Source organism: Pseudomonas sp. LBUM1674 (assembly GCF_059695635.1).
Map to the genome: position 1 here is coordinate 3,511,466 of NZ_CP166779.1, position 12,693 is coordinate 3,524,158.

The window sequence follows — 12,693 nt, forward strand, 5'->3', positions numbered from 1 at the left end:
TTGTGGGTGTCGGTTGTGCGCATTAGATTAGCCAATAGTCTCAGGCCTCCAGAATAAGCAGAAGGGATAAGCATGGCGCTTACTGACCAGTCCACCCGTATCCGCTCCGGCGAAGAACTCGATGCCAGCCTGATCGATCCGTACCTCAAAGCCCATATTCCGGGGCTCAGTGGCCAGCCTGCCATCAGCCAGTTTCCCGGCGGCGCGTCGAACCTCACCTACTTGCTGGAATACCCCGAACAGGAGTTCGTCCTGCGTCGGCCGCCATTCGGCCACAAGGCCAAGTCTGCCCACGACATGGGCCGCGAGTTTCGGATCCTCAATCAGCTCCGGGACGGCTTCCCGTACTGCCCTAAAGCCTACGTGCACTGCACCGATGAATCGGTGATCGGGGCCGAGTTCTATGTGATGGAACGGGTCAAGGGCATCATCCTGCGCGCCGAACTGCCACCGGAACTGGGGCTGGATTCGGCGAAGACCGAAGCCCTGTGCAAGAGCTTTATCGACAAATTCGTCGAACTGCATCAGGTCGATTACAACGCCTATGGCCTGGGCGACCTCGGCAAACCTGAAGGTTACGTGGCACGGCAGATCAAAGGCTGGAGCGAGCGCTACGAAAAAGCCCTGACCCCGGACGCGCCGCAGTGGCAAGCGGTCAAGGCCTGGCTCAATGACAAGATGCCGGCCGATCACCCGACCTCCAGCATCGTTCACAACGATTACCGTTTCGATAACGTGATCCTCGACCCGAACAATCCGATGCAGATCATCGGCGTACTCGACTGGGAGCTGACCACCCTCGGCGACCCGCTGATGGACCTGGGCAATACCCTCGCCTATTGGATCGAAGCCGATGACCCGGCGCCGGTGCAGTTGATGCGACGCCAGCCGAGCCACGCCCCGGGCATGTTGACCCGCCGTGAGTTCGTCGATTACTACGGCCAACGCTCAGGCATCCAGATCGACAACTTCGACTTCTACTACACCTACGGCCTGTTCCGCCTGGCCGGCATCGTGCAACAGATCTACTACCGCTTCTTCCATGGTCAGACCCAGGACAAACGCTTTGCGCAGTTCATTCACATGAACAAACTGCTGGAGCAGATGAGCTTGCAGGTCATTGCAAAATCCAGCCTCTGACTGCGCCCCTGGCCCAATAACAAGACTTTTTATAAGGGAATCCCATGTCCAAGACTCAGTTGTTCGACCTCGACGGCAAGATCGCTTTCGTTTCCGGTGCCAGCCGCGGCATCGGTGAAGCCATCGCCAAGCTGCTGGCCCAGCAAGGCGCCCACGTCATCGTTTCGAGCCGCAAGCTCGACGGCTGCCAGCACGTGGCCGACGCGATCATCGCCGCTGGTGGCAAAGCCACCGCCATCGCCTGTCACATTGGTGAAATGGAACAGATCAGCCAGGTCTTCGCCGGCATCAAGGAACAGTTCGGGCGCCTGGACATCCTGGTCAATAACGCCGCGACCAACCCGCAATTCTGCAACGTACTGGACACCGACCTCAGTGCCTTTCAGAAAACCGTGGACGTCAACATCCGCGGCTACTTCTTCATGTCGGTGGAAGCCGGCAAGCTGATGCGCGAAAACGGCGGCGGCAGCATCATCAACGTGGCTTCGATCAACGGCGTCTCGCCGGGGATTTTCCAGGGCATCTATTCGGTGACCAAGGCCGCGGTGATTAACATGACCAAGGTATTTGCCAAGGAATGCGCGCAGTTCGGCATTCGCTGCAATGCCCTGCTGCCGGGTTTGACTGACACCAAGTTTGCCTCGGCGCTGGTAAAGAACGAGGCGATTCTGAATACTGCCTTGCAACAGATCCCGCTCAAGCGTGTGGCGGATCCGAGTGAGATGGCGGGGGCCGTGCTCTATCTCGCCAGCGATGCGTCCAGTTACACCACTGGCGTGTCGTTGAATGTGGACGGCGGTTTCCTGTCCTGATTCGATTTTTTGCGGATGACCAAAGGCAGCCTCGGGGCTGCCTTTTTTGTACCTGTAGCACCGACCATTTACGTGCTGACATCATGTTGTGTATACCGCGCTGAACCCGTGTAGGAGCCGGCTTGCCGGCGAAGGCGTCTTTCATGGGCGCTGCAAGGATTGAGGCCGCCTTCGCGGCGGTGCGGCGATCCGACAAGCCAGCTCCTGCACGATCACCGGTGTACCGATGGATTGTGGAAAACGGAAATCCGTCGCTCGGGAATATTTATTCCAAATATTGCATATTGTGAATATTTATTCCATTAATAGACTTCCTGAAAACAAAAATCCAAAAGGATTCCGGCTATGCGCGAACTCGGTATCGGTCTCATCGGCACAGGCTTCATGGGCCGCGCCCACGCCTTGGCGTTTCGTAATGTCAGTGCAGTGTTCGAACTCCCTCTGAAGATCAATCTCGCCGCCCTGGCCGACGCCGACCCGCAGCGCGCCCGCCACTGCGCCGACGCCTGGGGGTTCGAAACGGCCCACAGCGACTGGCAACACTTGATCGACGATCCCAAGGTCAACCTGATCGCCATCACCACGCCCAACCACCTGCATTACCCCATGGCCATGGCCGCCCTCAGCGCCGGCAAAGCGGTGTACTGCGAAAAACCACTGGCGGTCAATCTTGAACAGGCCGATGCCATGCGCCAGGCGGCGAAAGCGGCAGGCGTGGTCACGCGGGTGGGTTACAACTATCAGCACAATCCGATCATCGGCCTGGCGCGGCAATTGATCGAAAACGGCGAGCTGGGGCACATCATCAGTTTCCAGGGTGAGTTCAGCGAAGACTTCATGGCCGATCCCGCATCCCCCTGGTCCTGGCGCTGCGACGCTGGGCATGCCGGCGGTGCGCTGGCGGATCTGGGCAGTCACCTGCTGGCCATGGCCCGTTATCTGGTGGGCGATGTCGAGTCGGTGTGCGCCGACACCCAGACCGTGCACGGGCAACGTCCCGTCACACTGGGCAGCCAGGAACAGCGCAGCATCGCGGTCGATGATCAGGTCCATGCCCTGCTGCGGTTTGCCAGCGGTGCGCGTGGAACATTCAGCAGCAGTTGGCTCAAGCACGGTTACAAGAATCACCTGAGTTTTGAAATCAGCGGCACTCACGGGACGTTGGCATTCGATCAGGAACGTTTGAATGAACTGCGTCTCTATCGCGCCGGACAGGACGGCTTCCAACGCTTGCTGGCGGGACCGGATTTGCCGGGTTACGCCGCGTTCAGCCCGGCGGCGGGGCATCAGCTGGGCTACAACGAACTCAAGACCCTGGAAGTGCATGATCTGGTAATGGCGCTGGCCGGGCTCGGTCAGGGCGGCACGGATTTCGAGCAGGCGTGGGAAGTCGAACGCCTGGCAACGGCGATTCGCCTCGCGGCGCGAGCGTCGCGCTGGGTCAGGATAGAAGAGGTCTGATCGCCCCCTCAGTGAGCGCCCGCCAGCAGCTCTACGCCGCTGGCGGTCTACACAAACTGATCCGCGTTTACTGAGTGATACAACGGGTCAGGGTGGTGTTTCGGGTCACCTGCCCTTCAGCTCGCATGTCGCCTTGCACATCAACGTTTTCAGTGGTTTGGCAGGTACGCACAGGAAGCGGCGGCGGAGCAAGGGGTGGTGGAGGCGGAGGACTGGCACAACCACCGAGTATCGCCGCGCAGAGGGCAAGCGGCAGTGGTGCAAAAACGCGTTTCCCAAGACTTTTCATAGGTTGACCCGCGATAAGTGATGTACACAGTTGTGTGACAACAAAACAACGCTGGAAAGTCCACGGGCCGGCAACAGAAAGGCAGGTTTACGAAGTTTCGGGACGATGCAAGGTATTGCTCTCAAGTTCATACCGCAGCTCTTCAACCAAAGCTGCCACGGCCTCCGGTGATCTGAGGTACGTCACATTCACCCCACTGACCACCAGGTCCACCTGCCCGGACACCGGGTGATACAGCTTCACCGTCACCAAGTTATCACCCGACACGCTGCACTCACAAGCGCGAGGAGAAAACTGCTGTTCCAGTTGCGCACGCAATTTCGTCAGATAAATCATTGCGATTCACCCCTGGGCTGGTTGATGGCCCCGTCGACCGAAACTGTTTTGAATTGGCGAAGCATGTGGCTGTTCCTTGAGCTGTTTCGAAGGGGACGCGACAGCGGTCCAAAGACCTCTATCGCACCCTTACAGACTAAGAACTGCGGCACCCCGCCAGAACATCCATTTGCATCTCAAGGCCTAGTGCATTTGCACCTTCGCGCTAACCCTTGGTCCGCCGCTGACCCGAGAACAACCCACGCTCGCGGGCCCAGACTATCGCCTCGCTGCGACTGTGCACATCGAGTTTGGAATACACCGTCGACACGTGATTGCGCACGGTATTAGGTGCCAGTTTCAGCCGCGCGGCGATTTCCTTGTCGGCCAGGCCTTCGCAGATCAGGCCGAGCACATCGCGCTCACGGGCAGTCAGGTCAGTGAAGGACACGCTGGGCAATTTCGGCGAGTTGACATGCTTCACGTTGGCGAGTTTTTCGATCAGCGTGCGGCTGAACCACGAGGCGTCTTTCATGACCTCTTCAATGGCCGACACCAACTCCAGTTCCGTGCGTTTGCGCTCGGTGATATCCATCAACACCAACAAATAGCATGGGTTGTCCTGGATGTTCACGGTGTCGGCGGAGACTGCGCAGTCGATCTCCTCGGCGTCTTTTTTACGCATACGCACGTCGATCCGGTCCAGGCTCCCGGTTTTCTCCAACGCCGCGAACAACTTCGTACGAGCGCCTTTGTCATGGATGAAATCGATCGCCACGAGCGTCTTTCCGAGCACCTCTTCGCTGGGGTACGCGAAGGTGTCCAGAAAGGCTTCATTGACGTCCATCACCACCTGATCGCCGGCGTTACACACCAGGATCGGCACCGGGGTCAGGCGAAAGGCCTTGGCAAAACGTTCCTCACTCTGGCGCAGAGCGACTTCTGCCTTGTGCCGAGGCTCCATGTCCACGAAGGAAAACAGCATGCAGGCCTCGTCGTTGAGCTCCAGGGGTTGTCCGGCGACGATGACCTGCCTGTTGCCCCCTTCGGGCAATTGCAACTCGGCCTGCATCTGCGGAATGGTGGCCCCTTCACGCAACCGTTGCTTGGCCAGGTCTTTGTTCTCGGCCCCCTCCAGCACATCCAGTTCATAGGTTGAACAACCGATCACCTGATCACGGGAGTAACCGGTCATTTCCAGGAAGCCGGAATTGACCTTGATGTAGCGCAAATCGCTGAGGCGACAGATCACCGCCGGGGCGGGATTAGCGTTAAAGGTCTTTTCGAATCGCTGCTCGGCACTGGCCCACTCGGTGACGTCGTCCATGATCAGCACCAGCGACTCCGGTTCGCCGGTACTGTCGGTCAGCACCATGCTGCGCACGTTGTGGACCCAGGTACGCTCTTCGTCCCCTGCGGGCGTCACCTCGACCAGCACATCGCTGAACGTCTCGCCCCGAGCCACGCGACTGATCGGGTAATTGTCCACCGGGACCGGGTGATTATTTCGATAGCGCAAGGTAAAGCGCCTGGCGTACTCCCTGGCATTGACGCCCAGGTCATCGATCCGACTGACACCGTGCATGGCCAGCGCGGCCTCGTTGGCCCAGAGAATGGTCTGGTCGAGCTCCAGCAGAATCACCCCGTCGGACAGGCCGGCGATGATCTGCTGCAACTGGCGGCGGTTGGTTTCGGTGGTCAGGACGTCCTGGCTCATTGCATCTCCACACGTGTGGCGGCGCGTTTACGCGCGGCCCTGTGAAGATTACGACCGCTGGCGAGCCTGATCGTGCAGAGGTTGTTCACCGGGCATGCCGGGAACAAGGTCAATGCAGGCGCTGGTGCAGGCGGCGATCTTTTGATTCCAGCGCATTCAAGATCGCCAAAATTCAAGATCAAAGGATCGCAGCCTGCGGCAGTTCCTACAGCTCCGGGTGAACGCTCTTGATCAGGTCAGGACTTTTCTTCCCAGAGCACTTCGGCGCCTATAACACCCGGTGCCCATTCTTTGTCATAGGAGGTATGAGCCTGAATACAACGCCAGTTCTTCGCGATATGGCTCACCGAATCGCCTTTTGCATATAGCGTATTCAGTTTCCATGCCGGATATTGGCCCCCCTCTCCCCCGGTTTTGACCTTGAGTGTATTGCTCGGCAATGACAGCTTACCGTTCAGATCCAGCGCTTTTACGAAGTAACAGTACTCGGTATCCGGCGTCAGGCCCGTGTCGTCAACCGAAATCTGATTCCCGCTCACGGATCTGACTTCTTGATCGTCGCGGAAGATCAGATAGTTCACAATCGGCACCGCGCCGACGGATGCAGTCCACATCAGGCTGATGCTGTCGGCGGTCTGGCCCATGCTGTGCAGGTCCTTCGGTGCGCCGGGCAGCGGTGCCCCGCCACCTTCGGCCAGCGTGCGCACGTCAATGGCCCGACTGGGCGCAGACATGTTGCCCTCAATATCGATCGCGCTGATGAAGTAACTGTACGTCGTTTCAGACGCCACGCTGTTATCGGTCCAGGTCTGCAGCGGTGCCTCGATATCGACCAGAGTGATCCCGTTGCGTGTAAGCCGATAGAAGGCGATGGGCATGGGGCCGGTGGCTGCATTCCACGTCAAGACCACCTGCTTGTCGGTGACATTGCCAGCGGCCAGACCGGTCGGTGTGCTTGGACGCTCACCTCCACCGTCGGATGGCAGGAAATTCAGATCCACTACCTGATAGAACGCCATCGAAGTATTGGCCACTTCCCAAACCGCCAGTAACACGTGGTAGCCCTCTCGCTTGGGCAATGGCACCTCATGCGTGGTGGGTGATGACGGCAACATTTCGTCTGTATATTGCCAAAAGGGTTGCTGATTGTTTTGTACCGTATGGAAGGGTTGCGATTCAAACTGATCGCGTGACAGCACCTTACGGGGATCCCATCCCTCTTTAGTCATGAAATAGTTATAGCGCCGCGTCGCGTGCTTGGCGCTGAAGTTCCAGGAGACATCCAAGGTTTCACAACTTCGCACATCATGCTGTTGCCAGTGGTCCCCGGGCTCATCCAGTTTTGCGCCAGTCAACTGATTCGCGCTGGCGATTTTCCCGTCCGGTGGCGGTGCGACGTTAGCCATGTCGTCCTTGGCGTAAACATCCCGCACGTCGCCCGCGGTTAGCGGGAAAAATTTTCCGGACTCGCGCTGGTTCAGCGCACCCTCATCCAGCCAGCCCTCCAGCCAGGCGAAATAAGCCCGGGATGCGGGATAGAACACGTGGCCGTGTCGTGGGGTATTGCTTCTGCTGATCGTATTCCGACGAATCTGTGACATGGTGTTTCTCCATTTTCTCGTGTTGCCAGGTTCGAGATCCTTGAGGTCACATGGGTTGCCATCACGACTTCAGCGCTTTTGAAGCGAAGACAGTGTTCTCCTTCCGACTGGACTATGCCTGTCGCGTTGTTCCTGCTCTGCAAGGCATCATGCTCAAGCACATTAAACGCGCTGCAAGCCGTCACGGATACTGTCAAAAGTATCAGGTCGACATGGCAGTCCAATGGTTTTGGCGGTCCGCGCGCCAAGATCAAGATCAAAAGATCGCAGCCTGCGGCAGCTCCTACACCGGTTGTGTGCATCCGCGTGATCACTGGTGTACCCGGGTAGGAGCTGGCGAAGCCTGCGATCTTATGCTCTTCAGGCCGCCAATTTTCCAGATGCGATGGCGGCGGACGCTGCCAGCATCGCCCGCAACAACACCGCACACCCGGCCGCCAAATCACCCGGCGCGGCGTTCTCGATTTCGTTGTGGCTGATGCCGCCTTCGCAAGGCACGAAAATCATCCCGGCCGGGCCTAGTTCAGCGAGGAAGATTGCGTCGTGCCCTGCTCCGCTGACGATGTCCATGTTCGACAAACCCAGCCCTTGGGCAGCAGCGCGTACGGCCTCAACGCAACCCTTGTCGAAGTACAGCGCAGGGAAATCGGCGGTGGGGGTGAGTTCGAAGGTCAAGCCGTGTTCCTCGCAGGTGGTCTCTATCACCGCATGGACTTCGGCGATCATCGAATCCAGGCGTGCCGGTTCCAGATGACGGAAGTCCAGGGTCATGCGCACCTCACCGGGGATGACGTTGCGTGAGCCGGGGTAGGCTTGCAGGCAGCCGACAGTACCGCAGGCATGGGGTTGGTGGCCGAGAGCGGCGCGGTTGACGGCGCCAACGATGATCGAAGCGCCGACCAGGGCATCCTTGCGCAAATGCATCGGGGTCGGGCCGGCGTGGGCTTCGACGCCGCGCAGTTTCAGGTCGAACCATTTCTGTCCGAGGGCGCCCATGACGACGCCAATGGTCTTGTGTTCGTCTTCAAGGATCGGGCCTTGCTCGATGTGCGCTTCGAAATAGGCACCAACGGCGTGCCCGCTGACCTTGCGCGGGCCGGCGTAGCCGATGGCATTCAGCGCTTCACCGACGGTGATGCCTTCGGCGTCGACCTTGGCCAGGGTTTCCTCGAGGGTGAATTTTTCCGCGAACACACCGGAGCCCATCATGCAGGGTGCGAAGCGCGAGCCTTCTTCGTTGGTCCAGACCACCACTTCCAGCGGTGCTTCGGTTTCCACACCCAGGTCGTTGAGGGTGCGCAGGACTTCGACGCCGGCCAGTACACCGAAGCAGCCATCGAACTTGCCGCCGGTGGGTTGGGTGTCGATATGGCTGCCGGTCATGACCGGGGGCAAGTCCGGATTGCGCCCGGGGCGGCGGGCAAAGATGTTGCCGACGGCGTCGATGCTGACGGTGCACCCGGCCTCCTCGCACCACCGCACGAAAATATCCCGAGCCTGGCGGTCGAGGTCGGTCAGGGCCAGGCGACAGACACCGCCCTTGACTGTGGCGCCGAGCTGGGCCAGCTCCATGAGCGACTGCCACAGGCGGTCGCGGTTGATGTGCTGATGGGTGGATTGCAGAACGTCTATGGCTGCGTTCATGATGATCTCCTCAGGCTGTTCTTATGGATTTCTTCAGGCGTTTCGTTGGTGGATTTGAGGTCGCCTTCGCTGGCAAGCCAGCTCCTGCAGGGGTTGCGGTTATTTGGCGGTGTTTTTTTGGTGGATTTGAGGCCGTCTTCGCTGGCAAGCCAGCTCCTACAGGGGTTTTGTGAGCGTTGAAGATCCCTGTGGGAGCTGGCTTGCCAGCGAAGAGGCCGTCCGTCACACCGCAGATTTCACGGCAGTCGGACTGGACCGCATCGAGCACAACCCGTAATAAATCAACCCGCCCAGCGCCGACCCGGTAAACCAGCCATAGCTGTAAAACCAGCTGAACGCATCACTGCCGAGGGATAACAACGTCAACACCACCGGCACACCGAAGGCGATGAACCCGAACCAGTTCCACGCCGGGTAAACGTCATCGCGATACAGCCCGGCCAGATCCAGTTGCTGCTTCTTGATCAGGAAATAGTCCACCACCATGATCCCGGCGATCGGGCCCAACAAACTGGAGTAACCCAACAACCAGTTGGAATAGACGGTTTCCAGGCTTAAATCGGAAACAATCAGCCCGAGCTTTTTCAACAGTTCATGCCCCATCAGCACCAGCCCGACCAGTCCGGTGAGCATCACCGCCTTGGTCCGGTTGATGACCTTGGGCGCAATGTTCTGAAAGTCGTTGGTCGGCGAAACGATGTTGGCCGCGGTATTGGTCGACAGCGTGGCGATAATGATCAACGCCATGGCCAGCGCGACCCAGACCGGGCTCTGGATATGGCCGATCAAGGTCACTGGATCGGAGACGGTGACGCCCACCAGTTTCACGGATGCGGCCGTCATCACCACGCCAAGCGAGGCAAACAGGAACATGGTCAGCGGCAAGCCGATGATCTGCCCGACAATCTGGTCCTTCTGACTTTTCGCATAGCGGCTGAAGTCCGGAATGTTCAACGACAGTGTGGCCCAGAACCCGACCATCGCGGTCAGCCCGGCGGCGAAGTAACTGACCACACTTGCCCCTTCCGGGCGCTTGGGCGGGATCGCCAGCAGTTCAGTCATCGACACATTCGGCATCGCCCACACCAGCAGCCCCACACCGACCAGCACCAGCAGCGGCGCCGACAGGGTTTCCAGCCATTTGATCGAGTCCGCCCCGCGAATCACCACCCACAGGTTCAAGGCCCAGAACACCATGAAGCCGATGACTTCACCGGTGCCGCCCAGCGACTTCCAGCCCTCGAACACCGAGCCCAGGAACAGGTGGATCGCCAGCCCGCCGAACATCGTCTGGATGCCGAACCAGCCGCAGGCCACCAGGGCGCGGATCAGGCATGGAATGTTGGAGCCGAGAATGCCGAAGGACGAGCGCAGCAACACCGGAAACGGGATACCGTATTTGGTACCGGGGAAGGCGTTAAGCGTCAGTGGGATCAGGACGATGATATTGGCAAACAGAATCGCCAGCAGCGCTTCACCCACGCTCAGGCCGAAGTAGGCGGTGAGGACCCCGCCGAGGGTGTAGGTCGGCACGCAGATCGCCATGCCGACCCACAAGGCGGTGATGTGCCATTTGTTCCAGGTTCGCTCGCGCACCTTGGTCGGTGCCATGTCGTGGTTGTAACGGGGACTGTCGAGGACATCGCTGCCGGCTTCGAGCTCGAACAAGCCGTCGCGCTCGGTCACTTGCGATCTGATCTGTTGCATGGCCGCTCCACTGTTCTTTGAATTTTTTTTTGCTCATCAGGGCTGATGGCTTCAATAACTGTGCCGGTCACCCCGTTTGCGCATCGGGCAGTTCCATAAAGACTTTGTAAATAACTGATGTACATCAGTTTTATTTATCCAGATATGAATCACCGTTTACTTGTCACGCCATTCGGGCTGAATATCCAACAGGTTTTACAGACAGTCAGGACTCAATCTGGTGCAGCTGTTTTTTTCCAAGGCTGCGCATCAACCATAGACCATCCCTCAAGCGGCTGATTTCACATAGAAATCTCGTTCATTTTCAGAACCTGTCAAGTGCGTCAAAATGGTGAGGCGCCTGACCATTTCAGTGAATTTGTTATTTTATCTTTCAATATCAACACTTTAAAAAATATATAAGCTTATAAAAATATTCTTGCCCAATCCCCAAACTGCAGCTAGCGTCTATTCTTGACAGCACTGACAGGAATACGCCTGTTGGTGTCTGCTTCATATAAAACATTTAGAACCGACACAAGTCGGTCATTGCCTGCGAGGAACTCGGAATGTCTCTGTTGATCCGTGGCGCCACCCTTATTACCCATGATGAAAGTTATCGCGCCGACGTCTATTGCGCCGACGGCGTGATCAAAGCCATCGGTGACAATCTCGATGTTCCGGCGGATGCCGAAGTGCTCGACGGCAGCGGCCAATACCTGATGCCCGGCGGCATCGACCCGCACACGCACATGCAACTGCCCTTCATGGGCACCGTGGCCAGTGAAGACTTTTTCAGCGGCACGGCAGCAGGACTTGCCGGTGGCACGACGTCGATCATCGATTTCGTGATTCCCAATCCGCAGCAGTCGTTGATGGAAGCGTTCCATCAGTGGCGCGGCTGGGCCGAGAAGTCGGCATCCGATTACGGCTTCCATGTCGCGATCACCTGGTGGAGCGAGCAGGTTCGCGAAGAAATGGCTGAGCTGGTCAGCCAGCATGGCGTCAACAGCTTCAAGCATTTCATGGCCTACAAGAACGCGATCATGGCGGCTGACGACACTCTGGTGGCAAGTTTCGAACGCTGTCTGGAACTGGGCGCGGTGCCGACCGTGCACGCGGAGAACGGCGAGCTGGTCTATCACTTGCAGCGCAAGTTGATGGCCCAGGGCATGACCGGCCCTGAAGCGCATCCGCTGTCGCGTCCTTCGCAGGTTGAAGGCGAAGCGGCGAGCCGGGCAATCCGTATTGCCGAAACCCTGGGCACGCCGCTGTACCTGGTGCATGTCTCGACCAGGGAAGCCCTCGACGAAATCACCTACGCCCGTAGCAAGGGCCAGCAAGTCTACGGCGAGGTGCTGGCCGGGCATCTTCTGCTGGACGACAGCGTCTACCAACACCCGGACTGGCAGACCGCTGCCGGTTACGTGATGAGCCCGCCCTTCCGTCCTCGCGGTCATCAGGAAGCGCTTTGGCACGGCTTGCAATCAGGCAACCTGCACACCACAGCCACCGACCACTGCTGCTTCTGCGCCGAGCAAAAAGCCGCCGGCCGTGACGACTTCAGCAAGATCCCCAATGGCACTGCCGGCATCGAAGACCGCATGGCGGTGCTCTGGGATGAAGGGGTGAACACCGGCCGCTTGTCGATGCAGCACTTCGTTGCACTGACCTCCACCAACACCGCGAAGATCTTCAACCTCTACCCGCGCAAAGGTGCCATTCGCGTCGGTGCAGATGCCGATCTGGTGCTGTGGGATCCGCAGGGTACGCGGACGATTTCGGCGAAGACGCATCACCAGCAGGTCGACTTCAACATCTTCGAAGGCAAGACCGTGCGCGGTGTGCCGAGTCACACCGTGAGCCAGGGTCGGGTGGTCTGGGCCGATGGCGACTTGCGGGCCGAGCGTGGTGCCGGGCGGTACGTCGAACGGCCGGCTTATCCGGCGGTGTTTGATTTGCTGAGCAAGCGGGCTGAGTTGAATAAGCCTGTTGCAGTGAAACGCTGAAATCGAGGCCTCCGGCCTA

The 12,693-nt window shown here is 58.7% G+C and carries 9 protein-coding genes; 4 read left to right on the plus strand and 5 right to left on the minus strand.

From position 1 onward, the window contains the following. The first annotated feature begins 72 nt into the window (after positions 1-72). The 3 genes from ACA067_RS16185 to ACA067_RS16195 all read left to right on the plus strand — a co-directional run bounded on the left by ACA067_RS16185 (position 73) and on the right by ACA067_RS16195 (position 3,413). Positions 73-1,140, plus strand: coding sequence for a phosphotransferase family protein (locus ACA067_RS16185; protein ID WP_497462679.1), 1,068 nt, complete (start codon positions 73-75; stop codon positions 1,138-1,140). A gap of 44 nt (positions 1,141-1,184) precedes the next feature. Further along, positions 1,185-1,952, plus strand: a complete 768-nt coding sequence (locus tag ACA067_RS16190) for an SDR family oxidoreductase (protein WP_103393686.1) — start codon at positions 1,185-1,187, stop codon at positions 1,950-1,952. Positions 1,953-2,297: 345 nt separating this feature from the next. After that, positions 2,298-3,413, plus strand: coding sequence for a Gfo/Idh/MocA family protein (locus ACA067_RS16195; RefSeq protein WP_497462680.1), 1,116 nt, complete (start codon positions 2,298-2,300; stop codon positions 3,411-3,413). A 376-nt stretch (positions 3,414-3,789) separates the two neighbouring features. Here ACA067_RS16195 and ACA067_RS16200 read toward each other — a convergent pair whose 3' ends face one another. From ACA067_RS16200 to ACA067_RS16220, 5 genes are all read right to left on the minus strand, one after another. Further along, on the minus strand, positions 3,790-4,038 hold the full coding sequence (locus ACA067_RS16200; protein WP_497462681.1) for a DUF1652 domain-containing protein: 249 nt from the start codon (positions 4,036-4,038) through the stop codon (positions 3,790-3,792). 205 nt (positions 4,039-4,243) lie between these two features. Continuing rightward, positions 4,244-5,734: a PAS domain S-box protein gene (locus tag ACA067_RS16205; protein ID WP_497462682.1), complete on the minus strand. Its 1,491-nt coding sequence runs from the start codon at positions 5,732-5,734 to the stop codon at positions 4,244-4,246. Between the two features lie 236 nt (positions 5,735-5,970). Then, entirely contained in the window at positions 5,971-7,335 is a 1,365-nt protein-coding gene (locus tag ACA067_RS16210) for a lytic polysaccharide monooxygenase (RefSeq protein ID WP_497462683.1), read from the minus strand. A gap of 360 nt (positions 7,336-7,695) precedes the next feature. Then, complete coding sequence (locus ACA067_RS16215; protein ID WP_497462684.1) at positions 7,696-8,979, minus strand: Zn-dependent hydrolase; 1,284 nt, start codon at positions 8,977-8,979, stop codon at positions 7,696-7,698. Between the two features lie 222 nt (positions 8,980-9,201). Further along, positions 9,202-10,686, minus strand: a complete 1,485-nt coding sequence (locus ACA067_RS16220) for an NCS1 family nucleobase:cation symporter-1 (RefSeq protein ID WP_497462685.1) — start codon at positions 10,684-10,686, stop codon at positions 9,202-9,204. Positions 10,687-11,234: 548 nt separating this feature from the next. Between ACA067_RS16220 and hydA the strand changes: the two genes are divergently transcribed. Next, on the plus strand, positions 11,235-12,674 hold the full coding sequence (gene hydA, locus ACA067_RS16225; protein ID WP_497462686.1) for a dihydropyrimidinase: 1,440 nt from the start codon (positions 11,235-11,237) through the stop codon (positions 12,672-12,674). Positions 12,675-12,693 lie beyond the last annotated feature (19 nt).